The 25,663-nt window shown below is 33.5% G+C and carries 29 protein-coding genes; 7 read left to right on the forward strand and 22 right to left on the reverse strand.

The annotated features are described in order from the left end of the window. The first annotated feature begins 88 nt into the window (after nt 1–88). On the forward strand, nt 89–1,225 hold the full coding sequence (locus ACYQ1E_RS02710) for an MFS transporter (RefSeq protein WP_459875143.1): 1,137 nt from the start codon (nt 89–91) through the stop codon (nt 1,223–1,225). A gap of 41 nt (nt 1,226–1,266) precedes the next feature. Here the strand turns inward: ACYQ1E_RS02710 and trmD are convergent, their stop codons facing one another. The 9 genes from trmD to ACYQ1E_RS02755 form a co-directional block, all read right to left on the reverse strand. After that, a complete protein-coding gene (gene trmD / locus ACYQ1E_RS02715) occupies nt 1,267–2,544 on the reverse strand; it encodes a tRNA (guanosine(37)-N1)-methyltransferase TrmD (protein ID WP_459875144.1) in 1,278 nt (425 codons plus the stop codon). Between the two features lie 39 nt (nt 2,545–2,583). Further along, nucleotides 2,584–3,123 (reverse strand): ribosome maturation factor RimM, encoded by a 540-nt coding sequence (gene rimM, locus ACYQ1E_RS02720; protein ID WP_459875145.1) that lies wholly within the window; start codon nt 3,121–3,123, stop codon nt 2,584–2,586. Nucleotides 3,124–3,126: 3 nt separating this feature from the next. Beyond that, nucleotides 3,127–3,360, reverse strand: coding sequence for a KH domain-containing protein (locus ACYQ1E_RS02725; RefSeq protein WP_459875146.1), 234 nt, complete (start codon nt 3,358–3,360; stop codon nt 3,127–3,129). Nucleotides 3,361–3,434: 74 nt separating this feature from the next. Beyond that, a complete protein-coding gene (gene rpsP, locus ACYQ1E_RS02730; RefSeq protein WP_459875147.1) occupies nt 3,435–3,686 on the reverse strand; it encodes a 30S ribosomal protein S16 in 252 nt (83 codons plus the stop codon). Between the two features lie 84 nt (nt 3,687–3,770). Then, on the reverse strand, nt 3,771–5,228 hold the full coding sequence (gene ffh, locus ACYQ1E_RS02735; RefSeq protein ID WP_459875148.1) for a signal recognition particle protein: 1,458 nt from the start codon (nt 5,226–5,228) through the stop codon (nt 3,771–3,773). A gap of 192 nt (nt 5,229–5,420) precedes the next feature. Continuing rightward, nucleotides 5,421–5,657 carry a hypothetical protein gene (locus ACYQ1E_RS02740; RefSeq protein WP_459875149.1) on the reverse strand — a complete coding sequence of 79 codons (237 nt, stop codon included), beginning with the start codon at nt 5,655–5,657 and terminating at the stop codon, nt 5,421–5,423. A gap of 11 nt (nt 5,658–5,668) precedes the next feature. Further along, entirely contained in the window at nt 5,669–7,207 is a 1,539-nt protein-coding gene (locus ACYQ1E_RS02745; RefSeq protein WP_459875150.1) for a DHA2 family efflux MFS transporter permease subunit, read from the reverse strand. A 5-nt stretch (nt 7,208–7,212) separates the two neighbouring features. Next, nucleotides 7,213–8,424: an efflux RND transporter periplasmic adaptor subunit gene (locus ACYQ1E_RS02750; protein WP_459875151.1), complete on the reverse strand. Its 1,212-nt coding sequence runs from the start codon at nt 8,422–8,424 to the stop codon at nt 7,213–7,215. A gap of 71 nt (nt 8,425–8,495) precedes the next feature. Next, complete coding sequence (locus tag ACYQ1E_RS02755) at nt 8,496–9,812, reverse strand: TolC family protein (protein ID WP_459875152.1); 1,317 nt, start codon at nt 9,810–9,812, stop codon at nt 8,496–8,498. Nucleotides 9,813–10,137: 325 nt separating this feature from the next. On the opposite strand from ACYQ1E_RS02755, the gene ACYQ1E_RS02760 reads away from it, so the two are divergent. Then, nucleotides 10,138–10,347, forward strand: a complete 210-nt coding sequence (locus ACYQ1E_RS02760; protein WP_459875153.1) for a hypothetical protein — start codon at nt 10,138–10,140, stop codon at nt 10,345–10,347. Beyond that, nucleotides 10,348–10,911, forward strand: a complete 564-nt coding sequence (locus tag ACYQ1E_RS02765) for a hypothetical protein (RefSeq protein ID WP_459875154.1) — start codon at nt 10,348–10,350, stop codon at nt 10,909–10,911. Between the two features lie 86 nt (nt 10,912–10,997). On the opposite strand, the gene ACYQ1E_RS02770 is transcribed toward ACYQ1E_RS02765, so the two are convergent. From ACYQ1E_RS02770 to yedE, 13 genes are all read right to left on the reverse strand, one after another. Continuing rightward, nucleotides 10,998–11,732, reverse strand: a complete 735-nt coding sequence (locus ACYQ1E_RS02770; RefSeq protein WP_459875156.1) for a macro domain-containing protein — start codon at nt 11,730–11,732, stop codon at nt 10,998–11,000. An 11-nt stretch (nt 11,733–11,743) separates the two neighbouring features. Then, complete coding sequence (locus tag ACYQ1E_RS02775) at nt 11,744–12,610, reverse strand: DUF4433 domain-containing protein (RefSeq protein WP_459875157.1); 867 nt, start codon at nt 12,608–12,610, stop codon at nt 11,744–11,746. An 86-nt stretch (nt 12,611–12,696) separates the two neighbouring features. Further along, on the reverse strand, nt 12,697–13,119 hold the full coding sequence (locus tag ACYQ1E_RS02780; RefSeq protein WP_459875158.1) for a hypothetical protein: 423 nt from the start codon (nt 13,117–13,119) through the stop codon (nt 12,697–12,699). A 163-nt stretch (nt 13,120–13,282) separates the two neighbouring features. After that, nucleotides 13,283–13,681 carry a type II toxin-antitoxin system VapC family toxin gene (locus tag ACYQ1E_RS02785; RefSeq protein WP_459875159.1) on the reverse strand — a complete coding sequence of 133 codons (399 nt, stop codon included), beginning with the start codon at nt 13,679–13,681 and terminating at the stop codon, nt 13,283–13,285. Beyond that, the gene (locus ACYQ1E_RS02790) at nt 13,669–13,863 is read right to left on the reverse strand and encodes a hypothetical protein (RefSeq protein WP_459875160.1); all 195 of its coding nucleotides are present in this window, start codon (nt 13,861–13,863) and stop codon (nt 13,669–13,671) included. Before ACYQ1E_RS02790 ends, ACYQ1E_RS02785 begins: the two co-directional genes overlap by 13 nt. A gap of 557 nt (nt 13,864–14,420) precedes the next feature. Then, nucleotides 14,421–14,774: an aspartate 1-decarboxylase gene (panD, locus tag ACYQ1E_RS02795; protein ID WP_459875161.1), complete on the reverse strand. Its 354-nt coding sequence runs from the start codon at nt 14,772–14,774 to the stop codon at nt 14,421–14,423. Between the two features lies 1 nt (nt 14,775). Further along, on the reverse strand, nt 14,776–15,630 hold the full coding sequence (gene panC / locus ACYQ1E_RS02800; RefSeq protein ID WP_459875162.1) for a pantoate--beta-alanine ligase: 855 nt from the start codon (nt 15,628–15,630) through the stop codon (nt 14,776–14,778). A 1,822-nt stretch (nt 15,631–17,452) separates the two neighbouring features. Continuing rightward, nucleotides 17,453–17,620, reverse strand: a complete 168-nt coding sequence (locus ACYQ1E_RS02805; protein ID WP_459875163.1) for a hypothetical protein — start codon at nt 17,618–17,620, stop codon at nt 17,453–17,455. A 681-nt stretch (nt 17,621–18,301) separates the two neighbouring features. After that, entirely contained in the window at nt 18,302–19,483 is a 1,182-nt protein-coding gene (locus tag ACYQ1E_RS02810; RefSeq protein WP_459875164.1) for a porin, read from the reverse strand. 13 nt (nt 19,484–19,496) lie between these two features. Continuing rightward, entirely contained in the window at nt 19,497–20,354 is an 858-nt protein-coding gene (locus ACYQ1E_RS02815) for an NAD(P)H-hydrate dehydratase (RefSeq protein ID WP_459875165.1), read from the reverse strand. Beyond that, a complete protein-coding gene (locus tag ACYQ1E_RS02820) occupies nt 20,342–20,902 on the reverse strand; it encodes a putative Se/S carrier protein (protein WP_459875166.1) in 561 nt (186 codons plus the stop codon). The genes ACYQ1E_RS02815 and ACYQ1E_RS02820 overlap by 13 nt, the downstream gene beginning before the upstream one ends. A 3-nt stretch (nt 20,903–20,905) precedes the next feature. After that, complete coding sequence (locus tag ACYQ1E_RS02825) at nt 20,906–21,127, reverse strand: sulfurtransferase TusA family protein (RefSeq protein WP_459875167.1); 222 nt, start codon at nt 21,125–21,127, stop codon at nt 20,906–20,908. Then, nucleotides 21,108–22,217 (reverse strand): YedE family putative selenium transporter, encoded by a 1,110-nt coding sequence (yedE, locus tag ACYQ1E_RS02830; RefSeq protein WP_459875168.1) that lies wholly within the window; start codon nt 22,215–22,217, stop codon nt 21,108–21,110. The genes ACYQ1E_RS02825 and yedE overlap by 20 nt, the downstream gene beginning before the upstream one ends. 834 nt (nt 22,218–23,051) lie before the next feature. On the opposite strand from yedE, the gene ACYQ1E_RS02835 reads away from it, so the two are divergent. The 4 genes from ACYQ1E_RS02835 (at nt 23,052) to ACYQ1E_RS02850 (ending at nt 25,594) form a co-directional block, all read left to right on the forward strand. Continuing rightward, nucleotides 23,052–23,525 carry a transposase gene (locus ACYQ1E_RS02835; protein WP_459875169.1) on the forward strand — a complete coding sequence of 158 codons (474 nt, stop codon included), beginning with the start codon at nt 23,052–23,054 and terminating at the stop codon, nt 23,523–23,525. Between the two features lie 232 nt (nt 23,526–23,757). Further along, nucleotides 23,758–24,129, forward strand: coding sequence for a hypothetical protein (locus tag ACYQ1E_RS02840; protein WP_459875170.1), 372 nt, complete (start codon nt 23,758–23,760; stop codon nt 24,127–24,129). A gap of 15 nt (nt 24,130–24,144) precedes the next feature. Then, a complete protein-coding gene (locus ACYQ1E_RS02845; protein WP_459875172.1) occupies nt 24,145–24,597 on the forward strand; it encodes an NfeD family protein in 453 nt (150 codons plus the stop codon). Nucleotide 24,598: 1 nt separating this feature from the next. Further along, a complete protein-coding gene (locus ACYQ1E_RS02850; RefSeq protein WP_459875173.1) occupies nt 24,599–25,594 on the forward strand; it encodes an SPFH domain-containing protein in 996 nt (331 codons plus the stop codon). The last annotated feature ends 69 nt before the right edge of the window (nt 25,595–25,663 follow it).

Raw genomic sequence — 25,663 nt, forward strand, 5'->3', positions numbered from 1 at the left:
TATCAACTTGAGTATTAGAATGGTTAATCCTCAAGCATTGACAGAGACCACTTGAAATTTATGTAAATAAAACCTATCTACATACTTTATGCACACATTATATCTTTTGCATTTCCTTCGATGTGGTATGCTTTTCCCAATACTTCCTTTGTATTGTGAACACCTTCACTTTTCTCCTGCTTTGATTGGAATAATCGTGAGTGCCCAAAGCATTTTGTCAATACCTCTGGCAATCCCATTGGGGCGAATCATGGACAGAATTTCACCAATTATTGGAGTTAAAGTAGGATTTTTATTAAATTGTATATCTTCTGTTCTGCTTTTGGGCTTTAAAAATTTTTTTGGTGTAATCTCCTCCCAACTAATAGCTGGATTGGGATTCCTGTTAATTGTAGTTGGCGCCCAAACTACCATATCTTCTACAATGGATTATTATAAAAAGGCAAAGGGTTTTGCACAATTGTCGCTATTTGGTTCAATTGGACAGGTATTTGGTCCTTTTTTAGGAGGTCTTATTGTAACTCATTTTAATTTTTCTCTAGTATTTTTAATCACTTTACTTATAAGTCTGCCAGGACTATTTATCAAAACTCCCAAAAAAAGAAGCAAAGATATAATACAAAAAGACAAAAGTAATATATCTTTAATTAAAGACATCTCTGATTTTTTAAAAGAACCCAATCTGATTATAATACTTCTATTTACCTCAATAGCTGTATTTATCACATCTTTAAGAAATTCGTTTCTGCCAATTTTTTTAAAAAATAATAGTTATAATGCAGACACAATAGGTATACTTATATCCATTTTTTCAATTACAATGTCAATTGTAAGAATTTTCATAGCCAGAATTTTTAAAACTATTCAATTAAATAAATTAATGTATTTAACCTTGTTTTTATTCTTTATTGGTCTGTCTATCATTCCCTTAACAGACAATTTGATTGTCATAACTATTGGAATTTCATTGTGGGGAGGCGGATTCGGTATATCTCAACCACTTAGTATGTTGCTTATGTCAGAAAATATACAAAGGGAAAAATCAGGACTTGGGATGGGTCTTAGGTTTACTGCTATAAATTTATCTACATCTCTAGCTCCTATTGTATTTGGATTAATAACTGAATATATTGAAATAAGTTATAATTTCTACTTTTGTTCAATTATTTGTTTGATATTCATAGGAATTTTATATCTGAAGGATGTGAGAGAAAAATCTAAATGATATTAAATTCCCTTTAAAATCTAAGTCAAACTTAAACTAATTTAAAAACAGTCTCCTAATATCCTGTCAATGATTATTGACACCGCGGACCTAACAGATAGGTGTCTATATCTGTCAAAAGGCCTAAGGGGACGTAGGATTCCATCTGCCATTTTCATCACCCTTTTTGAAAGTCCATGTCCTGTTCCAAAGAGTAAAAAAACTGGTCTTTGTTCCAGGATTTCTCTTAGATTAGAAAAATTAAGGTCTCCCTCATCCCTTGCACTGGTAGTTACAATATAGGGCCTTTGTCCTGTTAATTTGCATATATTATCTACTGCATCTTCAATTGAATCACTTATTCTCACTATTTTAAGTGCTATTTCCCTATCTGGATTTGCACCCTTTCCAGGACCATCTATCCAGTGATGAATAAGTCTACTGGCCAGGTCCTTTTGATCTTCAATTGGAGTTATTAAATAGTATTTACTAATTGAATAGGTCTTACACACACGGGCAATATCATGGATATCCAGATTGGTTAAGGATACAGCACATTCTTTTCCATCTTTATTAAGTACAGGAAAATGCACAAGTCCCACATATAGATTTCTTCCTAAAAATTTAAATTTATATTCCCTTAAGTATTTATAATCTTCAGGGCATAAATTAGCGGATTGCAATAAATCAGGCCTATTTTTAAATGTCTCAATCAAGGACATCTCTCTCCGCCACTTCTCAATCTCCTTATGATTTCCAGACAAAAGCACATCAGGAACCTTAAATCCCATATATTCTGCGGGTCTTGTATAGTGTGGGTATTCAATCAAGTTGGAGGAAAAGCTCTCATATTCTGTAGATTCTGATTTACTCATAAAATCTGGGATTAGACGGGCAATTGCCTCAATCATTGAGAGGCAAGCAGCTTCCCCGCCATTTAGCACAAAGTCACCTATTGAAATTCTCTCAATATCAAAAATCTCTTCAATTCTCTCGTCAATTCCTTCATATCTTCCGCAAATAAATGTGATTTTGCTTAATTTACTGAGTTCTCTAGCCTTTTTTTGATCAAACACCCGCCCCCTTGGAGAGAGCAAGATTATCTTGCCTGGATCAGGTATGTTTTTAATGGACAGGTAAAGGGGCTCTACCATCATCACCATCCCAGCTCCGCCTCCATAGGGTCTGTCATCTACACTTCTATGTCCATCAGTGGCAAAATCCCTTGGATTTATAAAAGAAAAAGAAATTAATTTCTTTTCAATAGCTTTTTTTAAAAGACTTGTGTTTAAGGGGGATGTAAAAAACTCAGGAAAGATAGAAATGATATTAAAATGCATAAAATGGCAACCCAGGTGCAAGATGAATAGATTTTAATTTTAAGGATTAAAACCGTATAGTTCAAGGAGACCTGCTGGTGGGTCAATTATTATTTTTTCATTTTCCACATCTAACTTTAGTACGAATTCATCTATTGCTGGAAATAATATTTCATTTTCATCTTTGTCTTGAATCTCCCATATTTCCTGGGGATATCTTTTGACATCCTTTACAACACCCACAAACATACCGTCTGGTAAATACACATTACAGCCAATTATATCTGCAAAAAAGACTTCATCTTCTTCTTTAGGCACATCTTCTCTTAAAACAAGGAGTTTGGCCCCACGCCATTTTTCAGCTTCGTCCCTATTTCTAATGTCCTTAAGTTTTAAAAGGAGAAATTTTCCGTGTTCCCTGACCTTAAATATATAAAATTCCTGTGGCATTCTACCATCTATCTGGAGAAAAATCCTCCTTAACTTATTAAAAACTAAAGGGGAGTCAGTGTAGCTAGTTACACTGAGTTCCCCTTTTAGTCCATGGGGCTTTCTCACCCTACCCAGAACCAAATATCTGGATCTGGTTTGTTTTTTCATAACCTATTCCAATATTTCCAAAACCACTCTTTTTTGAACCTTTGTTGATACTGCACCTAAGATAGTTCTGATAGCTCTTGCAGTACGTCCCTGTCTTCCAATCACCTTGCCAAGGTCTTCCTTGGCCACGCGAAGTTCAATTACCGATGTCTGTTCCCCTTCAATTTCAGTAACTTGTACTGCGTCAGGGTTGTCAACCAAAGCCTTTGCAATGTACTCAACTAATTCTTTGAACATAACCTACCTCCACTCCTACTTCTCAAATTTAACAAAAGGATTACAAAAAACAACTAAACCAAAATTTGAAATTTTTAATTTTCCCTGTAAAAACCAACCTTTCTGAGTAATGATTTAACTGTTTCAGTGGGCTGTGCACCCTTGGAAAACCAGAACTTCACCTTTTCTAAATCAACTTTAATCTCTGCTGGATCTACCATTGGATTGTAATACCCAAGATACTCTAAAGCTCTACCTTCCCTCTTACGCAAACCATCAATAGCAACAATCCTGTAAAAGGGTCTTTTTTTTGACCCCATTCTCATTAACCTAATCTTCACTGCCATATCTATTCTACCCTCCAAAAAATAATGAATTTATAATATAATCATTTTCAAACCAAAAGGCAACACCAACAAACCCTCATTTTCTTATTTTTTCTTTCTGGCCTTTCTTTTTTGTTTTTTCTTTTTCTTTCTTTGCTTTTTCTTTTTTGTGAAAAAGCTCTTTGGCAAAGTATTTCCACCCTCAGCTCCAGGGAAGGGATTTCCAAATGGATTTGCGCCGATTCCTGGAATTAAACCTTTGTTTTTGGTCTTTCCAGTGAGTTTTTTCATCATCTTTTGCATCTGTGTGAAATTTTTCAAAAGCTTATTCACATCAGCCACAGAAGTTCCGCTTCCCTTGGCTATTCTCTCTTTCCTAGAATTATTTATAATTTTAGGATTTTTCCTCTCTTCAATGGTCATTGAGTTTATAATAGCCTCTACTTTCACAAGTTCCTTTTCAGGCATCTGGGCCTGTTTTAGCTGCTCCCTTACTTTACCCATACCAGGGATAAGTTTCATAATCCCTTCAAGGGAACCTAATTTTTTTATCCTCTTAAGCTGTGTTCTAAAATCTTCTAAATCAAATTTGGCCTGTAAAAATTTTTCTTCAAGGCCTTCAACATCTTCATCAGCAAAGGCCTTTTCTGCCTTTTCAATAAGGGTCAATACATCACCCATACCAAGGATCCTGGAAGCCACCCTATCAGGGTGAAATACCTCAAGATCCTTTAATTTCTCTCCAACTCCCACAAATTTTATTGGTTTATTTATAATGAATCTAATAGAAAGAGCAGCTCCACCCCTGGCATCTCCTTCAAGCTTAGTTAATATTACCCCACTAATATCCAATTTTTCATTAAAACTCTGGGCAATATTCACAGCATCCTGGCCAGTCATTGCATCAGCAACAAGCAAAATTTCCTGAGGTGATACTGCTGCCTTTATTCGCACAAGCTCATCCATTAAGGCTTCGTCAATATGGAGTCTTCCAGCAGTATCTATAATCACAACATCCAGAAAATTCTTACTGGCATGAGATACTCCCTCCTTTGCAATATCCACAGGGTCCATGTCTGAAGTGGATTCAAAACAAGGGACATCCACTTCTTTGGACAGCTTAAATAGCTGATCTATAGCCGCAGGTCTATACACATCTGCTGGAACTAAATATGGCTTCTTTTTTTGAGACTTTAAATAAAGGGCAAGCTTGGCAGCAGTTGTGGTCTTACCTGAGCCTTGGAGACCCACTAACATTATCACAGATGGGGTCTTGGTGAGATTAAGGGGCTCAGCAACTCCTCCAAGGAGTTCTATTAATTCCTCATGGACGATCTTTACTATTTGCTGGCCAGGTGTAAGGCTCTTTAATACTTCTTGACCAAGGGCTCTTTCTCTGACTTTTTCTATAAAGTCCTTAACAACCTTGTAATTAACATCAGCCTCTAAAAGTGCAAGCCGAACTTCCCGCAGACCCTCCTGGATATTTTTTTCATCCAGAGTGCCCTTACCCTTTAGTTTAGAAAAAATTCCATCAAGTCTCTCTGATAAGCTATCAAACATATTTTATCCACTTTTTTAATTCTATTATACAGAGGTGTAAGTGAAACTGCTTAGATTAAGTCTAAAAAAGGCTTATTAAATCAAATAAAAATACATGTCAAGGTAGTGTTCAGTTATATATAAATCAATATCTCCAATTGAACTAACTATATAAAAATATGAGGTCTTTTTAAAACCACTCTACAAAATGGTTCAAGTATTATCTTTGGTGCCTGTGTAAACAAAATTTTTTGAAATCATTTTAAAAAAAGACCCTTTATCTATGCCAACTGGATTTTTACACCTTGGACAAAGAATTTTCCCCTCTTTCTCATCCCATCCAAAGACCTTGGTTATCCTGTGTTTATGACATCTGAGTACCTCTCCTTTTCCGATTTTTTTGTATTTCCAGAGTTTTTTCTTACACCTGGCACATTTTATTGTAAGCATAGAGCATATTTTTACTTTTTTCTTAAAATTAAGGCAATAGGTATCAAAAACATTGTTATTGTACCAAGAAAAATAAAGGTGTCATTAAATGCCAACATGCCGGCCTGGCGCCTAACTTCCATATATATTAAGGCAAGGGGTTTTGAATCTGGTATAGGAAATTGCACAGGATAATGTAAAAAAGCAACAACTTTATGCCACAAGGTCCAAAACTCCTGTCTATAGGGCACAACCTTTTTAACTAGCAAGGTCTGATTAAACTGCTCACTTCTAGCCAGATAAGTAGTAGCAATGGCAGTTCCAAAACTCCCACCTAAATTTCTAAGCAGATTAAATATGCTGGATGCATTTCCAATTTTTTCCTTTGGAATATTTACATAGGTTGCAGCAGTAAGTGGTACAAAAAACATACCCATACCGCATGATTGCATAACCCTGGGCCAACAAAGTTCCCAGAAACCAGCGTTTAAGGTAAACCTCCCCATTAAAATAACTGAAAGAGATATTAAGGAAAGACCAAGCATAAGGATAATGTATGGTGGAACCCCTCTATTTAGCAGACGCCCCACTATAAAGATAACAATCATGGTAGCGAGTCCGCTAGGCCCTAGCACCAAACCCGCCCACATTGCAGTATAATTCATTAAATTTTGCAAAAATAATGGCAAAAGTACAATACTGCCAAAAAAACTCATAAATCCTGTAAATAAAATAAAATTTCCAGCCAAAAATACTTTATCTTTGAAAACAGAGATATCTAAAATTGGATCTTCACCATACAATTCCTGTACAATATATAGAAGAAAACTAATTAAAAATATAATGGTAAGAGTGATTATAAAATTTGATTCAAACCAATCTTCCCTCTGGCCTTTATCCAGAACTATCTGGAGACAACCAACCCATAAAAAAAGCAGAATAAGGGAAAAGTAATTAACTTTGCCCTTTTTTCTCTGTTTTATATATGGGGGATCAAAGATAAATAAAATGGTCATAAAGACAGATAAGATACCTATGGGTAAATTTATGTAAAATACCCATCTCCATGAGAGATTATCAGTTATCCAGCCACCAACCACCGGTCCAATTGTGGGTGCAAGGACCACGCCCATTCCAAATATAGCCATGGCCATGCCGTGCTCTTTTTTGGGAAAGCTCTCTAACAATATGGATTGGGAAATAGGCTGGAGCGCTCCTCCTCCAATTCCCTGAAGTATACGTGCAAGAACTAATATCTCCAATGATGGAGCACTTCCGCAAAGCATTGAAGCAAAGGTAAACAAGATTATTGATCCAATTAAATAGCGTTTTCTGCCAAGTATATTTGAGAGAAAACCAGTAATAGGAATTATTACTGCATTGGAAACAAGATAGGATGTGAGGACCCAGGTTGATTCATCTAAACCAGCATTTAATCCCCCTTGTATGTGGGGAAGAGATACATTCACCACGCTTGTATCCATTACTTCAATAAAGGTGGGCAAAATCACAGTTAATGCAATAATCCACTTGTTTACAGAGGGCGTGTCCTGTTCTCTTATAGTCTCCACGTAACTCACCTAAGGGTTTTTCCTGTTCTGTCCCTTATATCAACCTTTACTATCAATGATGACCCCAGCCTTAAAGGATTTTTTTTATAATTATAATCATCTAATTCAATTTTTACTGGAATCCTCTGAACCACCTTTATCCAGTTTCCAGAAGCATTTTCTGGGGGCAAAAGTGAAAAGACCTGACCAGTTCCTGCCCTTATACCAACAACATGACCGTAGAACCTTACATGAGGATACATGTCAGCCCTTATTTCAGCTTTTTGCCCTATCCTTAAGTTGGTGAGTTGGGTCTCTTTAAAATTTGCCTCAACATATACCTTATCAAGGGGGACGACAACCATCAGTACCTGACCAGGCAAAACCCTATTTCCCCTTTGTAGTTTAGAACCAGCCACATAGCCTGAAATAGGTGCTCTTATTTTACAATAACTGAGCTGCAACCTGGCCTCATTAAGGGCTGCCCTAACATAGCCCCTTTCCTTTTTCAAACTATTCAAAGACTCTGTTGCAGATAAAATCTTTAATTCATTTTTTCTTGCTATTGACATAGCAATTTTGGCGTTTTTTATCTTTTCACTGGACTGATGCTCCATTATCTTTAAAGAAGCAATTTTATGTGTTATGGACTCAATCTGAAACTTGATTTTATTATAGGCTGTCTCTATTTCATCAAACTTTTCTTTAGGTATCGTATGTTTTTTATATAGTCTTTTATATCTTTTATATTGTAATTTTGCCAGATAGAAATCCTGCTTTAAACTATTTTTCTGAGCTATTAATGACTTTATTTCTGTATTTATTCTATTTTTCTCATCAAGTGCCAGGCTCATATCATTTTGAGCCTTTTTTATATTCTTTTTTAAATTGTGTTTTAATATATCTAAATCAATTTCTGTACTTTTTATTTTGAAATCAAGAGATTCTAATTTATTTTGCAATTCTTCTACCTTTAATTTATATATTGCAGGGTCCAATAAAACTAAAATATCATCTTTTTTAACATAATCATCATTTTTAACATATACTTTCTCTATTGTTCCTGGAATTCTACTGCTGACATAGCTACTATCTGCATGAACATATGCATCATCAGTAGTTACAAAATTTTTCAAATAAAAAAACCAATAGAGAAAAAATATAAAGCCACATATAATTACAGATAAAATAATGATCTTAGTTCCCTTTTTTGCCCTCTCATTATTTCTATTTTCCATCTACTATTTCCTCCATCTATACTGAGATATTGCCTTTAATGCTTTGAGAAAATTTGGTATTTTCCTAAGATTTAATATTCGCCAATTGCCCTTTTTAAGGCAGCAAGAGCTATGTGATATCCGTAAAGTGCGCCATAATAGTTCAGCTCAGACTGAGTCAAATAGGTCCTTGCATCCAGGACATCTGTAGAAGTATTTACCTGTACCTTATAACCTTCATTTGTAACTCTATAATTTTCCCTTGCCTGGGAGAGTGATTTTTTTGCTGTTTCTACATTTATCTTTGCAACCATAAGGTCTTCGTAAGCCTTTTTTACCTGAACAGCTATCTGGTCTTTAAGGGCTTTTTTCCTCTCCTGTAATGACTCCGCTCTCCACCTGGCTTTTCTCACATCAAAAAATTTTTTTCCAGATTCAAAAAATTCCCATTTGGCCTTTATACCAATGCTTAAATTTTTCTCGTTTGTGAATTTATTTTTTGTTGCCCCTAAATCTTCGCCCTGTCTTTGATATTCACCAAAAATAGACACTGTTGGGAAAAACCTACTTTTAGCAAGCTTAATCCCCCACTTTGCCTGCTTAATTGCCCTGTCTATTGCAATTATCTCAGGCCTTTTTTTCATGGCCATTTTTATTAATTCATCAAGTCTCTGAGAGAAAAATGGCATTGTATCTATGTCTTGAATTTCATAGGAATAGTCCAGGATATTCTTGTTTAAAATCCTGTTTAAGTTTGATCTTGCAACAGACAAATCACTTTTTGCCCTCACTAATTTTTGTTTTGCAAAAGAGTAGGCCACTTCTGACTTCAAGAGGTCGTTTTGGGGAATTATCCCCTGTGAATAAAAACCTTTTGCATCATCTAAATGGCTTTTTAACTGTTTTACTTCTTCTTCCATTACCTCAACTTCTCTTTTGGCAAGCAATACATTAAAGTATGCCTGTTTTACCTCAAAGGCCACATCTAACTTTATGAGCTCTGCAGACAGTTTTTCCCTATCAAGTCCTAGTGTAGATATCTCATATTTTGATAAAAGTGCAAAACCAGTAAAAATAGGCTGGACTAATAAAATATTCCACGAGTATGTATTTCTATACCCTGTGACAAACTTTTTCTCTTGTGGTCCCATTTTAAAATAGACAAAGGGATCATCTCGAAGATGTAGATAATTATATTCTGCTGAGATTTTAGGCAGCATATTAGAAAATGCACTTCTTTTTTCTTCCAATGCCGCCATTTTATTAAATAAGGCTTCTTTTATTCTAGGGTTATTTTTTATTGCTAACTGGACAGCCTTATCCAGTGTAAGTAGTTGTCCAGGATGAGATATTTTTGTCCAAAAAAAGACATAGTACAATAAAATAATCAAAAGTGTTGTCTTTCTCATCTTACCTCCTGTTATAAGGGATTTTCTCTTTCAAAAAATTTTCTCTTGTTTTAAAATTTTATTCAGTTACGTATCAAATATTTCAAGATATGTTCATTTACCTGATGAACTTTTGAAGCAGGTATTTATTAACAAAATAAAGATAATCGTGTCTTACATCAAATTAGACTGATTGGCCAGTCCTGGATTTAGTGAATATTTTATTTATTATAAGGTCTAAAATTTGCCCATAAAGGGCCATTAAAAATTTTCAGTTTGTTATATTAACTGGACTTTTACTCTTAATACATATGGTATTAATATTTCTCCAGATGCTATTCATAAAATGACTAATGAACTTGGAACATACGCCTATCTTGAGGAGATTGCTCCTGATCCCAATGTTGTTCATTCTATTATTGATGAGATTTCTCAGGGCAAAAAACGCCGTCCTGTGCTTGTATTTACCGCTGACGGTGCAATGGCTCCCATAGGGACAAAAAAAGTAAACCACAATGTTGGAAAGAAAATAAAGGAGTTCGTATCTACCTTTTAGATGATGACCATATCGTACATCTTTTTAAGTTGGTATCAAATTTGTGATAAAAAACAATTTATTGAATATTTACAAGCTATTAAAGACCTAAATTTGTTTCCAAAAGATAAAGTCCGTATCTGTTGTCTCGGCGATGGGACAGAATGGATTTGGGACGCCTTTAACTCTGTGTTCCCAGATACACGTCAAATACTTGATTATTATCATTGTGCAAAACATTTACATGAATTTGTTACTTCCAAATTCGGAGATTCAGCAGCAGGCAAATCGTGGCTTGAAAATACTAAAAAAAGATTATTTTCTAATAAAATCACTCTAGTACTGACCGGATTAAGAAGGATGAAACTCTCAGGAAAGCAAGCAGAGGCTAGAGATAATCTCTATAACTATTTGTCAAAAAACAAAAAGCGTTTGGTTTATAGGAAGGCCCGGCGAAGTGGCTATCCTATAGACAGTGGAGCAATAGAAAGTGCCAACAAGTTTATAGGATATGTGCGATTAAAGCGTTCAGGTTCCTGTCGGGAAGATTGGGAGGCAAAACCATTATTATCTATCGTCAAGTAGCACTCCGATACTGGCAGATGCACCCGTTGTAGAACTTATATTGCCCTTAGGATGTCCACAAATCATATCAAATCATATTATAGTTTCTAGTCAATTTTCAAAAATATGTCCTCTTCATATTCTAAATTTTTTTTATTATATTTTTTATTCATAACATACCTAAATATTTTTTCTAAAGTCTTATACCCTATTCCCCGAACATTGGAAAGTTCTATTAACCTCTTAATATTTTTACTTTCTAATTCTGTCTTTATAATCTCAATAGAGCTTTTTGATATACCCGTTTTCTTATTATCTAATTCTCTTATTTCTTCTAAAATTTGCTCAACCTTTTTTCTAAAAAGTGATTTTAATTCATCGTAAAGATCATCTTTTTCATTTCTATCAAAATCCCAAATTTCTATTTTTATATCTCCATCTATCTTTTTTAAATAATACTCCATTATTTCTCGAGATTTTTTTTTCGAAATACCACCATTTGATGCACCTAAAAGTGGAAAGGCTATAGATTTTATTCCATTTTCTCTATATTTTTCGACAAAAGTTTCTAAACCTTGCCTTAAATATTTATCCTTCGATGGATATTTCCAATGGAATTTAGTTGGAAAATTTAATATCCATCTATCTTTTAATTTATAAAGCCATAGTATTCCAATTTTTATTTTATTATTTAAAACATATTCTTTATATTTGTGATACATTTCTGGATATCTTAATCGAAACTCATATGCAATACCTGCACCCATTACACCAACGCAATTAATGGTATTAACAATTGTTTTACATTTGGTTGTAAAAATATTTCCTTTTTTTAATTCCATAGATTATCCATTTAGTTAAAATAGTTATATTCATAATAAGAATCGAAATACATATCTTTGTCAATTTTAACTATAATATGTTGATAATCATATTTCTTAATAACTTTTTGAACAAAATTCATTATGTAAATATTTTTACACAAAATCATCTGTATATAATCCACATCTATATTTTGATACACTAATACTTCAGCACAACGAATTCGCTTACCATCATAAAATTTATGCCAGTATTTTGAATTTATACATTCCCAATTTAGTTTTTCTAATTGATTTATCGAATTATAAAAATTAGTTCTATCAGAGGCAGCATTTCCATCGGTAAATAAAGTATATCTTTTAAAAATCAATCCATTGTGTAAACACAATATAATTATATCATTTTGGATATTTTTTCTAACATACATCATTGGATTTCTTGGATTAAAATATAAAGGAACATAGTCATGTATGCTTTTCTTATAAATAGGATCACGTTTTTGCCTTCTCTTATTCACATCCTTGTTCGAAATATCTTTTTTGATTAAGTTGTTTTGATGAGCAAGGTTGTGAGATTGTAAACCATATCTTAAAATATTTTCTAAATTGTCTTTATGTGTCAAATGATATAAATAATAAATTCCAAATCTATTAAGTATATTAGTTTGATTTTTTTCTCTTTCAAGTTCTTTTTCTTTTATTTTACCAGTTTTCTCTAGTACAAGATTAGTTTCACTTTCACGATAAGTTGTTAACTTTATAGATTCATATTTAACATATTTTTGTCCTTCTTTATATTGTTTTCTATGTTTATATTTTTCTTTTATAAAAGATATTATATCTAATATTAATATAACAAAAAAGTATAATATAAATATGTAAATAAAAAAAATTTTCATTCAAATTTGTTATATATACATCTGTTATAATGAACAAACTCATTTAACTTATAAAGACAAGATAAATATCAATCAAATATGAATTTTTAAATATTATTTATTACATCAATCCATTTTTTCAATTCTTCTCTTACATCATCGGGAATATCTTTTCTGCTAATCCAGCCAAGAAAATCTTCCTTTATTTTATTTAGTAACACCGATTTTAATAAGTCTCTTTTTTCCTCCGGGAAAAGTGCCTTCAATCTACGTATAAGATCATCTTCCTGGGTTTCTTGTTGTTGCCCCGCTATTTCATCAAAAAAACGCTCAATTTCATCTTGATAATCAGGAAAACGCTTAATCAAATACTCTTCAAAAGATTTTGTGTTTCTATCTAACACAAAATCATCAAAATCAGCCATTTTTATTCCAAGGCTTCTAGTACATGCTGAACTAACAGTTTGTGGATCAATCCTTTCTTTCAAGGCTATCTTCTTTATTGCTTCGATTCTGGGGAATCTTTCCATTCGTATCAGTCGATACACCATTAATACATATTTAAGCGCTTTAGGTAATATATATTCCACAACTATACCCATGATTTTTAACGTTAAAGCTAAGTTGCCGCTATGAGCGCAGCGAAATAGCGGTCAGCTTCAGCGCCTTGTTAGAAATTTTCTATTTTCAATTTCATTTTTTATTGGGTATTTTAAATAAGTTTAAATTCTCTATAAAACGAAAATCTCTAATATTGTAAGTCCATAAACTAATATCATAACAAATAGCCGTAGAAGCTATTAAGGCATCTGGTATCTTCAGTGTATGACTTTTTGAATATTTTTCAATTAAATTTATTGCTATTTCTGTAATCTCTTCGTTTAAAGGCAATATGCTGAACTCACTTAATGCTTTTTTGATTTTGTTTAATTCTCTCTTGTTAAGTGCTCCATAATATAATTCCATTAGAGTAATAGCACTTACTGCAATATCTGCGTTTTCTAAGTTATTCAAAATATTTTTTGTAGTTTCATTGCCTTTTAAGTACTCTATAATTACATCTGTATCACATAAAATTTTTACATTCTCCATGCTTTTTCTCTTAATGTCTCTTTTGTAATATCCCTATCTTTCCAAATACCAAAAATTTCCTCTAATTTTTGTTCTTTTTTATATTTTTGAGATTTTTGAATTTTAACAAAAGGCAATTGTCTCAAAAAATTTATTAAAGCTCTTCCTTCTTTATTATTTTCAACTTCTAAAATAACTTGCATGCATCTCTCCCTATTTATCTTTTAATTTTTTCTAACGCAAAACTCAGTGGTGAGCAACCGCCGCAGGCGGGTTGCGACTCCACTGCAGACGTAATATGTTTTTCGTAAGATAGATAGAATATGTCTATTACACCATTTTACCTTCTTTTAAAGGTTTAATTTCTAATAAACCAACCAATTTCTCCCCGACCATTTTCTTACTTCTAAAACTCGGTTAATAATATTATCAATTTTATTTTCCCCATTAAACAACCTTTTTAAAAATTTTTTATAAATTTGAGTATGTTAAATCATTGTATAATTTCAGCCTTTCCTGCCTTTATCAAGACGAAAACTTGTCCAGGTGGCATAACTCCTCAATCCAAGAAAATGAATCCCTCTTTATCCGCTTTATAGAGCGTATTATCTCTTTTTTACAGAAATAAGAAATAATACATTAAATTTAAAAAATTAGCAATATTTTTAGTCTGTTAAAATAAAATACCCTCAACCACTTTTCCCGCTCCTAGCGGAGACACCCGATGAGACTTTGGTTATCATCCTCTTAAAATGCATCTTTATATGATTTCTTCGATAGAATTATTTTCTCCCACAATCACAACTGTTGGCTTGTGTGTTTCAATCTCATCTCCACTCAAATAAGTGTAAGCAGCTATAATTACTTTATCTCCAACAGACCCTTTTAAGGCTGCTGCACCATTTAGACAGATCTCACCTTCTTTGCCTTCTATTACATAAGTGGTAAGCCTGTTTCCATTTGTAGTATTATATACATCTACCTGTTCATAAACCTTTATTCCTGATGCCTTTAGTAATTTAGGACAAATACCTATTGACCCCCTATAATTGACATTGGCTTCTGTAATAGTGGCATTGTGGATTTTTGCCTGCAAAAAACATCTAAGTGCCATATTATTTTTTCACCTCCAACATAATATTATCAATCAATCTGGCTTTTCCCAGATAGATTGCAACAGCTAGTAATGCCCTATCTTTGATTTCTTGAACAGGCTTTAACTTCTCTGGATCCACTATTTCAATATAATCTATTTCGCCAGAAGGGATATTTTCCATATAACATTCAGTTAATTTAGAAATAATGGATTCACTATCTACAAGCCCTTTTTTTACCCATTTTTGGGCCTTTTGCAGTCCGTTATATATTTGTGCAGCCTCTTTTCGTTCTTTTTCTGTTAAATAAACATTTCTAGAACTCATGGCAAGCCCGTCTGGTTCCCTCACAATGGGCCTACCAACCACTTTTACTGGGATATTAAGGTCTTCTACCATTTTTTTAATAATAACAAGCTGTTGATAATCCTTTTCTCCAAAAACTGCAATATGGGGATTTATTATATTAAAGAGCTTTAAAACAATTGTACAAACACCCTGGAAATGACCGGGCCTGCTTTTCCCACAAAGATACTGGGATAATTTTGGAGAGTTTACCCAGGTACAGTGATCCTCTGTGTACATATCATTTTTTTCTGGGACAAATAGATAGTCCACCCCAACTTCTTCTGCAAGGTTTTTATCCCTATCAAAGTCCCTGGGATATCTGTTGAAATCTTCTTTTGGTCCAAATTGAGTGGGATTAACAAATAATGAAACAAAGACTATGTCTGAGTTTTCTCGTGCCCATCTCATGAGTGACAAGTGCCCTTCATGGAAATATCCCATTGTTGGAACCAAAGAGATCACTTTATCAGAGCATCTAAGTTGCATGGTAAGATCTTGTATTTGTTTTGGATCCTTTATAATTTCCATATAAAACCCCATGCGTTATTAGTGACTTTTGGAATATTACATTTATGTTATGGTTTTTAAGAGGTCAAGTAAGTTTTTTGCTGGATGTTGATTTTTTTTGGTCTAGTAGAAGAGAGCACCCTCTAAAGAAGAGAAAGGCGCAGCTATTCGCAAGCTAGTTATAGAAATTATAGGTATCCGTATAATTTTATATAATACTTAAGATATTGTTTTTCTCGAAAAAATCTTTTATCTATTCTTTTATAAAACTTTTCCTCTTTCTCGCTTTTAATCTTACTTTTATCTGTTTTTGAATTCTAGGGCATAATCTTTCAATTATATCGAATTCTGCGGGATACTATAAAAAATCTATTCATCCAATAATTGATTCTGTTCTGGATGAGTCGACCATGGATTTGTTGAGCGAACTTTTGAAGGGTAGGAGACTCAGAGACGTGAACAAAGGCATTATCTTTAGTGCGATAAGAGATGCCTCTTTTGTCAAGATGTAATTTGATGTGGTTATGACCGTTGAAATAGAACTCTCAAGGAAAGGGAATATAAGAGGAGATTTTAAGATAACAAGGTCCTTCCAATACAGCATCAAAAAAATACCTGCCTGCCAGTGCCTCGAGAATATGTGGGATTTAACTAAAGTAAGCAGGGCATAGAAATAGTGTTGTTTAAATGACAGAGTGTCGAGGCAGTTGGCAGGCGGGGATGTAATAGTGTTTTACAGGTTTTCTGCATTTATAGAGGTGATGAAAAGTCTTTTTAGTTTTATTGGAAGTTAATTCCCGAGAAGCAAAGGTAAAAACAGGTTCTTTGTCAGTGATAATACAGAAGACATGATTTTTAAATCGATTGTATTTAGAGTCAAATCTTTTGAACATACTCAAGCTTAGCACCGTTTTTCCTGCTATGGACGGAAGGCCACCACTGAATAGGGATGTCAAATTTATTAGCTTGTTTTGAGATATGAGAGTTAAATTGGCCTTCCCGCCAGTGAGTGCCCCACCAATAATATGAGGTATTTAACTAGACTAACCAGTGCAATATCAATAGGTCCTTAAAACACAGAATGTCAAGGCAATTGGCAGGCGGGTCAGTGAAAATGCGCATAACGCCATTAGAGCGTTTAACAAAACCCACAGATTTAAGGAAAGAAGCAACGCCTCCTTCATAGAAGAGGTCTAAAATGTAACCGCGAAGAATAACACGATCAAAAGATGTGGAAGAAAACTTGATATTTTTTTGAAAATTGAGCAATGAAGTTGTTGTTCACAGATAATTTTCCTGCTTATGGAGTGTTTGCTAATCACCTATTTAGGGAATTACCTGTGAACATTCAATTTTTTTTTCACACAAAGTTATGAGATTTATCAATAACTCAGAACTCATAATACAAACCAACATGCAGTTTTCGGAACTTTAGTTTGCTAAAAGAAAGGGTGGAGCGCGAGGAAAGAAAGTATCTTTGAGAAAACAAAAGCTAGCTTTTCAAAATTCTTGATGGCTTTGAAATTGTTTGAATTTAAAGTTCCTGTTTTCAGAAAATTTTATTTATGTTGTTCTCTTTATAAAACTTTGGATAAACCATTCTTCCTGAATATTTTAGATCGTATCCTTCAAAATTTTTCAAAAGATTTCTAAAATCTTTCTCATGTAGAAGACTTAACAGAGTTTGTATATGTTGATCAAAAAATCTATCTCTATCTATAATTGATAAAAAATGGGGACGAGCGAATAATGCTTAACCCACAAAGAAAAGGAACAATATCTACCCTCCCAACTTGAGGTGAAAATTTTATTCTGTTCACTGTCACTTCATAATATCCAGCACTTACAATTCAACTTGTTTTAATTTCTCCTCAAATTCCTGTATAGAATCTACTCTAATGGCCAGTTTAAGCAGGCTTTTTAAAAGCTCTCTATTTACAATTCCCTTCATTTTAACCGATAAATCTGGTTTAATAAGTCCAAATCTTTCTATCAAGGTCTCAATGACCATTTCTTGGGCCTCTAAATCATGCCTTCCATTCGTCCTTCCCTCTGTCCCTCTATCCGTCCTTCTATTCGCCCTTCCATACGACCTTGTTCTATCCATTTTTCAGCAAGTGTTGGCATAATATCTGCCCACTTTTCTATTTGTTTTATTGCCTTTTTTAAATCCTTTTCATCTATTTTGTCAGTTGCATTGGCTATATAGGAGAGAAGTGTTTCTAAATATTGAAGAGGTGTATTGCTCTCCCCAAGGTCTTATAAAGACTGAAAATTCGCTTTAGATGTTTGCCTGGTGCAGGTGTAGTAAGATATTTAAGAGCCATTAAAGTTGCTTATAATATCACCTTTCCTTTGATCTCTTCATCTGAGATAGTGGAGAGATCATAAAGTAAGTAATTAAATTCAGGTATATATATTTAGCTCTGTTTCTATTTCTCCAAAAAAATAAGAAAATCTTCAGCCTGTTCTTTATGAGAAAAGACTTCCTTTACAAAAGCATCATAGGGATTTTGAATATACCTTTTGTCCATAAATTTTTTGATAAAACACTTTTTATAAGGATGGCAAGAGGAGTTTTGTATGCTCCTTCAAATTTATTTCAAAAGGTGCGTCAGCAGAATAAATTTGTTCTCAAATCCCTGGTGGGTCTATGTAAGGTGGCATTACAAATGCCACCTTTTTATTTAATTTAAAGCCCAAAAGCTATTTGAAAAGTGAAAAGTGTGTGGTCTTTTAAAGAAGATGTCTCTTTTTCCTGATCTACAAAGGTTATTTCCGCACTAATTTTATTTGCATAGCCTTTTATGTAATAATTAAAACCAAATCCATATACCTGAGTATCTTTTTCCTTATCTACATCTATATAGCTATAATGACAAAAAGGTTGAATTTGGCCATGAATCTGTCCATAGCCTAATATTTGTGAGAAAAAATATCCAATTTTACCTGAATATATATCAATATCATCTCCCTGACCTGCATTTGTCCAGGTAATTGGATTTACTATATTATCCCCTCGAATATAGGAAAGTTGAAGAGTTAGAGCATCATCCTTTAAAGGATAATCAAAATGAACATCTCCTGTCCAGGCATAATAATCTTTTTCTTTTCCATTTAAGACAAGATCTTTTTGATAATCTCCTCCAAATCCTACTGCCAAAATTTTCTTTTTGCCAAGGTATGTTTCTGGATTAAACCAGCTCTTTTCAGGATCAAAAAAATTATAGGAAATTCTTCCAGCTAAACGAAGATTATCTTCAGGATTAATAGATTTTTCCTCGCTTCCATCTCCTATCATAAATCTATATTGTAATTTATCGTGAAGTATATTTCCCCACAAAGTTATACTATCATCTCTTCCCACATTTTGAGGATAAAATATTCCACTTCTAACTCCCCCTTGACCCCAATCCAGATCAAGAGTAAGCAAAGCCTTTGTAGAAGTTGTTCCATAATTTCTAGTAAAAGGGACATACATTCTTCCCATTTGTAACATAATATCATCGTTTAATATTTTTAACCTTACCCATGCATCCCTTATTGCTACGCCGGATCCAAGACCTTTACTGGGTTTATCTAAATCCTCTTGTCCCAGTCTATCAGCAGCAAAATGAAAAAAGAAATCAGCAAATGGAACCACCTGTCCTTTTACAGCTAGATATACCCGCCTAATCATAAAGTCATTTAAATCATCATCTTGTTTCCCATCATTGTCAGTATCATAATTTGAACAATATTGATACCAAAATTGACTCCATATTCCTAAACTTAATGAAACATTATTCTTTTTATAAACCTCTATTGCCCACACCTTAGAACCATAACCCAATACAAAAACTAAAAACAATAACAAAAAGACCCTTTTGAACATGATAAACCCCCTTTTAATTTATTTTTATTGACTCTTTTATGGCTTTTGGAATGTGCAGAATAATATCTGAAATTTGAGTAGCAGGAGTGGGATTTGCAAGAAATCCAGCTATCCTATTGGCTTTAGGAGCAAGGACACAAGACTTTTCTTCACTTAAACCTGAAGCAATAAGGGCAGATACTAAACCAGTTAGAGTATCTCCTGTTCCTCCAATTGCCTCCATTGCCTCATGCTTTGGAGAATCTATTGTGTAAAGTATCCCCTGTTTACTTGCCACGTAATCCACATCTCCTTTTACTAATAAAAATTTTGATGCGTTTTTGTGTTTATATGCTCTTTGAATAAGAGAAGGGATGTCGTTATTCCCTAGAATAAATCCTCTAGTATAAAATGGATGAGGAGCATCTTCATCAGCTAAAAACGCAAGTTCTCCTTTATCTGGAGTGAACAAGTCATACTCTTCTGATTCACCGCTCATCTTTGCCACATACATAAATCCCGCATCTGCTACCACTTTAGGTCGTGGCTTTGTCTTTTGAATTGAAAATAAAACTTTGTAGTGCAAATCAATATCAGGTTGAATATAATGAAACACAACACATTTAAAATTCATCTCAGAAATCTTTTTAGCCACATGCTCATATAAAACTTTACTCCCTTCTCCTGTTCCAATATCTCCAATTAAAAATGCATATACCTCAAATTTATCCAAAACCTCTTTGACTTTGAGAGAAGCGGCAATTAAAGCACCAACACCTCTTTCTACAAAAACATTCTTATCTTTGATATAAATCTTTTTGTTTTTATATTTTGCTATTCCTTCTGTAAGAGGGAAACTTTTATTAGGCACTGTCCCAACTATTGCGAGCATATCCGTATCACCTCCTCCAAAGCTTTTTGAAGGGCATAAGCACATAAAGTATGACCTATATCCTGGGGAGCAGGAGCTTCTTTTAAAGTTTTTCCCACCATTTTATGACCTAAATAGGGCACATCAGGACATCCACCACCTGATATATTTACAATTTTAAGAGTTCTTTTATCCACAGTAATCTTCATATTCGCTGCTCTAACCATTAAGTATTCTCCAAAGTCTTTCTTATGATAAAGACTAACGGGCTCTAGAAGTGGAGAATTAACAGGAACTACATCTATTGGCTCAATATCATTAGATTTTAAAATCCTTAATATCTGGAGTTTCTTCACAATTGGAAACACAATTACCAAATCGCATCCTTTTTGAATTTCAGCAGGAGGACCAGCTACTTTTAAATGAATAGAATGATCTTTTAAAACTTTTTCTGCACGAATCACCTCTGATGTATTCTCAAAAACAAGAAAACCTTTATCTGCAGTTAAAAATTCTTTTCTTTTTAAAATTTTCTTAAATATCCTGCCAAACATTGTCCAAAGTCTCATATTTTAATCTTTATGTATTATTATTTTGTAATCTGTACCTTGGGAAAGTATTTCCTTTACCTGCCATCCAGAAGATGTAACAGATCGAATAACATTTTCTTTAGCCGTGTCAGTATCAACTAAGATCTCTAACTTGCCTTTTCCTACCTTTTTAATAGCTTCCAATGTAAGAAGAACAGGCTGAGGACAAGAAAGTCCTCTTGCATCAACAACAGAAGAGTTCATAATTACACCTCCTTTTCATGGTAAAGCCAATAAATATACAGACCAAAAAACAAATTATAAGTGCTTCTATGCTGTGCGGGCCTATCCCTTTAGGTGAACTCGCAAGCCCAAAATTGTGAGAAATAGCTCCTCCTGCTATCATACCTAAAACAAATATAGCTGCATCAGCATCTCCTTCTCCTGCTAAAAATAGTTGTCTTCCTGGACATCCTCCGGCCAAGGCAAAGGCAAGGCCAGCTACAACCATTCCAGCAAAGTTCCAAAATTCCATTGAATGTGCCACAGGTTGATTTGAGAAACTAAAATGAAATTGGTTAAGTAAAAGGTTTGTAATGAAAGCAAAAAATAGAAGCGAAATTACTCCAAGAAAAAGATGAAAATGTTTAAATAGTATTAAATCTCTGAAAGCACCCATAGTACAAAAACGGCTCCTTTGAGCAATAAATCCAATAAATAATCCCATACCAAAAGATATAAGAAGAGGTGCATGCATTGAACCCGGTCCCTTTATACTGTAAAAAAGGATTTTATTTTTTATTTGTCCTGGTATTGGAGGAAAGATTATTCTTAAAATTAAAAGTCCTATTATTATAAGTGGAAAAATCCACCCTACAGAGTAGTGGGTAGGTAAACTGCGATCAAGTGTGTATCCTTTTTTAAAAAAGAAAGTCCCTATCCATATACCAACAACTAAACCCATAAGTCCAAATATTGCATTTGCGTCTCCACCTGCTAAACGCAAAAGGGCCCTCCAAGGACATCCTAAAAATACCAAAGCACCTATCATGGCAATTATGCCCAACACAAATCTTACTAAAGGAGCAGAACCAGTCCTTGAACGAAATTCCTTATAAATAAGAGATGCTACAAGGGATCCAAGGACAAATCCCAATATTTCAGGCCTTAAATATTGAACAACAGATGCCCTGTGAAATCCTAATGCACCAGCAATATCTCTTTCAAAACAAGCCACACATATGCCCATATTCCCAGGATTACCCAATTTTTGAAGCACAGGAGCTAATATTCCTATCAAAGCTCCAACAATAATTATCCCTTTTTTTGTGGCAAAAAAGTTTTTTAAACTCATAAGATATCCTCCTGAAATTTGTTTAAAATGGCTCTCTAGTTAAAATTTCTAATTTTTTAGAAATAGAGTTGAAACTTAGATTTTATTACACAAACAAAGATCTAATTGTAAAATAAAAAAGCTAAATATTTAAAAGATGATTTGATTGAGAATTCTAATAATTTGGCGGGGAAAAAATCTTGATTGAAAGGACCTTACATTGAAGGCATGAGCCTGTTTGAAAAAGAAACTTTTTAAAGAGACTCCATAAGAAGATTCAAAAAATGAGAGTATTCACTTAAAGATAAATAAAAATCTTTACTGATATTGGGCAAAAATTTCAGGATCAGTTAATGCATGCCATAATTTCATTGATGCATGAACTATTTCTTCCTTTTTAGATACAACTTTCGTTCTACCTGTCATTCGTCCAAGATAATGTCTGTATTGCTATTATCTCTTTCTATTTTGTCACTGTTTCTCTTTTCCCTATTACTTGACGCTCTCGCGACAATACTTTCTTAAGCAGAAGTGCGTAAAGATTTATAATAAATCTTGAATATTTTTTTAAAGGATGATATCCTGATGAAAGATTTTTTGGAGGAAGATATGATCAGGGTACAACTATCAGATGATCATAAAAAATTTTCGTCGTTAGTCCTCATCAAAAGATTCCGAAAAAGCGATGATGGTATTTTTAAATGCTGAGGAGAAATCTGCTCATGAGATAGCTAAGCTACTTAAGCGTCATCCTCACACTGTTTGAGATTGGATTAAGCGTTACATAGTCCATGCTTAAAAAATATATAATTTACTAAAAATACTTTACAAAATGTTTGGAATAATGTAATATAAATGACCAGAAAATCTTTAAAAGAGGTAAAAAATTGGTTGAAAAAAACAAAAAAATGGAAGGTAATTTATATGCAGACATGTATTCATAAGCGTAGAATACCCCATTTGATATGTGGAGATTTATTAGTTTTTATTAATCCTGATGATCCTTTGATAATTTTATCTAAAAAAATTGCATGGAAAGAATTTGATAAAGCATTTGCGAGTAAATATAGTAAGCGTGGTGGTCTTGTCAAATCTATTAGATTCATGGTTGGACTTTTAATGTTAAAACACTTGTATAATTTAAGTGATGCAAAAGTAGTGCAGATGTGGACACAGAATCCATATTTTCAAGTTTTTTGTGGAGAAAGTAGATTTAGATGGTCTCCTCCCTGTGCTCCATCAGAGCTTACACATTTCCGAAAACGCATAGGAGAAGATGGTGTAAAGAAAATATTTGAAATATTTGCTCAATTACATAAAAAGAGATAGTTGTAGATACTACAGTTCAAGAAAAAAATATTACATTTCCAACAGATACAAAGTTAATGTGTAAAATTATTTCCAAATGTAGAAAAATAGCTAAAGAAGAAGGAATAGTTTTATGTAGAAGTTTTAGAAGAGAGTTGCCTGAGTTGTTAAAAAAATAAGATTTAACAAGAGGTCAAAGGATAAGAAAAAAGTTAAAAAAGCCAGAAAAAGGATTAAGACTATAGCTGGGATATTGATTAGAGAAATAAAACGTAAATTGCCAGAAGATGTTTATCCCAAGTATGTAAAACAAATAGAACTATTTGAAAAAGTGCATTCTCAAAAGAAAAAAGATAAAAATAAAATTTATAGTCTTCATGAACCAGGAGTCTTTTGCATAAGCAAAGGTAAAGAACATAAGAAATATGAATTCGGTTCAAAGGTAGCTATAGCAATGACAAAAAATAGTGGAGTAATAATTGCCACAGTAAATTTTGAAAGAAATCAATATGATGGTCATACATTGCCAAAAGTGTCGTGTCAAACAGAGGAGATAGTAGGCAAAAGACCAGAGGTGGCCATTTGTGATAGGTATAAAGAAAAAATTAGACAGTTTAACTGTTAGTAGGAGAGTAATTGTATGTTTGAAGCATGGCACTTATGGATTATTGCAGGCATTTTTTTTTGGATCTTTGAAATATTTACATCAGGTTTTCTATCTGGAATTTTAGGCACTGCATGTTTCATTGTTATACCTTTTGCTTATGCTAATGTTTCTTTTGTTATACAATTGCTGGTTTTCACTGTTGCTACAGCACTTATGTCTTTGTGGGTTAGGCCCATCGTGACTAAACTTCTTTATCCCCAAAAAATCGAAAATAGTACAAATGTTGACGCACTTATGGGTATGTCAGGAATTGTTGTTGAGCCCATAGATAACGTTGCTGGAACAGGAAGAGTTAAAATAGGAGGTGAAATATGGCGTGCAATAACAAAAAATGATGACACAATTGATATTGGTCAGAAAGTAATTGTCTTATCAGTAGAAGGTTGTAAAGTTATAGTCACACAAAAAAATAAGGAGGAGGCATAATATGAATTTGTCCATCAGTATACCAATAGTAATTATTTTTTTGTTACTTTGTTTAGTTATTTTTTTTGCAATAAAAGGTTTTAAAATTATATCTCAATCAGAAACCATGGTTATTGAACGTTTAGGGCGTTATCACCGAACATTGTCTCCTGGAATTAATATTATATGGCCTTTTTTTGATAAGCCACGAACTATCGAATGGAGATTCATTAAAGAAGATATAGATGGAAAAACAATAATTCGCAGAATAACAACTGAAAAGATAGATTTGAGGGAAACTGTATATGATTTTCCCAAACAAAATGTAATTACGCGTGATAATGTGGCAATTGAGATAGACGCATTAATATATTTTCAAATTACTGATCCTAAACGAGCAGTATATGAAGTATCTAATCTCCCTGATGCAATTGAAAAATTGACACTAACTACCCTCCGTAATGTTATAGGTGAACTTGATCTTGATCAAACACTTTCATCACGAGACACCATTAACCAAAAATTACGTACTATACTAGATGAGGCTACTGACAAATGGGGAGTTAAAATTAATAGAGTGGAACTTAAAGATATTATTCCTCCTGAAGACATTAAAAATGCCATGGAAAAACAAATGAAGGCAGAACGTGATCGTCGTGCTGCCATATTAGAAGCTGAGGGGAAAAAACAGTCACAAATACTTGAGGCTGAAGGTATAAAACAAGCTGAAATTAATAAAGCTGAAGGAAAAAAACAAGCTTTAATATTAGAAGCTACTGGAGAAGCAGAGGCAAAAATTAAAATTGCTGAAGCAGAGGCAGAGATGGTAGAAAAGATATCTAAAGCAATAAAAGAAGTGGGAGGGGACCCTACACAATATTTAATAGCTCTTAAATACATTGAAACTATGCGTGAAATGGTAAGTGGAAAGGACAACAAAATTGTCTACTTACCTTATGAAGCCTCAGCATTGCTTGGTTCCGTGGGGACTTTGCGAGATATGTTTGTAAGCAAATAATCTATTGTGAAAAAAGCAAAATGGATAGAACATAATAAAACAAACAGGAGCGTTAAGTATTAATAACTG

The organism is Desulfothermus naphthae (assembly GCF_054657475.1).

Bases quoted from the DNA above. Each gene is read 5' to 3' on its own strand.
- ACYQ1E_RS02710 (WP_459875143.1), top strand. From the start codon at position 89: ATGCACACATTATATCTTTTGCATTTCCTTCGATGTGGTATGCTTTTC.
- trmD (WP_459875144.1), bottom strand. From the start codon at position 2,544: ATGCATTTTAATATCATTTCTATCTTTCCTGAGTTTTTTACATCCCCC.
- rimM (WP_459875145.1), bottom strand. From the start codon at position 3,123: ATGAAAAAACAAACCAGATCCAGATATTTGGTTCTGGGTAGGGTGAGA.
- ACYQ1E_RS02725 (WP_459875146.1), bottom strand. From the start codon at position 3,360: ATGTTCAAAGAATTAGTTGAGTACATTGCAAAGGCTTTGGTTGACAAC.
- rpsP (WP_459875147.1), bottom strand. From the start codon at position 3,686: ATGGCAGTGAAGATTAGGTTAATGAGAATGGGGTCAAAAAAAAGACCC.
- ffh (WP_459875148.1), bottom strand. From the start codon at position 5,228: ATGTTTGATAGCTTATCAGAGAGACTTGATGGAATTTTTTCTAAACTA.
- ACYQ1E_RS02740 (WP_459875149.1), bottom strand. From the start codon at position 5,657: ATGCTTACAATAAAATGTGCCAGGTGTAAGAAAAAACTCTGGAAATAC.
- ACYQ1E_RS02750 (WP_459875151.1), bottom strand. From the start codon at position 8,424: ATGGAAAATAGAAATAATGAGAGGGCAAAAAAGGGAACTAAGATCATT.
- ACYQ1E_RS02755 (WP_459875152.1), bottom strand. From the start codon at position 9,812: ATGAGAAAGACAACACTTTTGATTATTTTATTGTACTATGTCTTTTTT.
- ACYQ1E_RS02760 (WP_459875153.1), top strand. From the start codon at position 10,138: ATGACTAATGAACTTGGAACATACGCCTATCTTGAGGAGATTGCTCCT.
- ACYQ1E_RS02765 (WP_459875154.1), top strand. From the start codon at position 10,348: ATGATGACCATATCGTACATCTTTTTAAGTTGGTATCAAATTTGTGAT.
- ACYQ1E_RS02770 (WP_459875156.1), bottom strand. From the start codon at position 11,732: ATGGAATTAAAAAAAGGAAATATTTTTACAACCAAATGTAAAACAATT.
- ACYQ1E_RS02775 (WP_459875157.1), bottom strand. From the start codon at position 12,610: ATGAAAATTTTTTTTATTTACATATTTATATTATACTTTTTTGTTATA.
- ACYQ1E_RS02780 (WP_459875158.1), bottom strand. From the start codon at position 13,119: ATGGAAAGATTCCCCAGAATCGAAGCAATAAAGAAGATAGCCTTGAAA.
- ACYQ1E_RS02785 (WP_459875159.1), bottom strand. From the start codon at position 13,681: ATGGAGAATGTAAAAATTTTATGTGATACAGATGTAATTATAGAGTAC.
- ACYQ1E_RS02790 (WP_459875160.1), bottom strand. From the start codon at position 13,863: ATGCAAGTTATTTTAGAAGTTGAAAATAATAAAGAAGGAAGAGCTTTA.
- panD (WP_459875161.1), bottom strand. From the start codon at position 14,774: ATGGCACTTAGATGTTTTTTGCAGGCAAAAATCCACAATGCCACTATT.
- panC (WP_459875162.1), bottom strand. From the start codon at position 15,630: ATGGAAATTATAAAGGATCCAAAACAAATACAAGATCTTACCATGCAA.
- ACYQ1E_RS02805 (WP_459875163.1), bottom strand. From the start codon at position 17,620: ATGGTCATTGAGACCTTGATAGAAAGATTTGGACTTATTAAACCAGAT.
- ACYQ1E_RS02810 (WP_459875164.1), bottom strand. From the start codon at position 19,483: ATGTTCAAAAGGGTCTTTTTGTTATTGTTTTTAGTTTTTGTATTGGGT.
- ACYQ1E_RS02815 (WP_459875165.1), bottom strand. From the start codon at position 20,354: ATGCTCGCAATAGTTGGGACAGTGCCTAATAAAAGTTTCCCTCTTACA.
- ACYQ1E_RS02820 (WP_459875166.1), bottom strand. From the start codon at position 20,902: ATGAGACTTTGGACAATGTTTGGCAGGATATTTAAGAAAATTTTAAAA.
- ACYQ1E_RS02825 (WP_459875167.1), bottom strand. From the start codon at position 21,127: ATGAACTCTTCTGTTGTTGATGCAAGAGGACTTTCTTGTCCTCAGCCT.
- yedE (WP_459875168.1), bottom strand. From the start codon at position 22,217: ATGAGTTTAAAAAACTTTTTTGCCACAAAAAAAGGGATAATTATTGTT.
- ACYQ1E_RS02835 (WP_459875169.1), top strand. From the start codon at position 23,052: ATGACCAGAAAATCTTTAAAAGAGGTAAAAAATTGGTTGAAAAAAACA.
- ACYQ1E_RS02845 (WP_459875172.1), top strand. From the start codon at position 24,145: ATGTTTGAAGCATGGCACTTATGGATTATTGCAGGCATTTTTTTTTGG.
- ACYQ1E_RS02850 (WP_459875173.1), top strand. From the start codon at position 24,599: ATGAATTTGTCCATCAGTATACCAATAGTAATTATTTTTTTGTTACTT.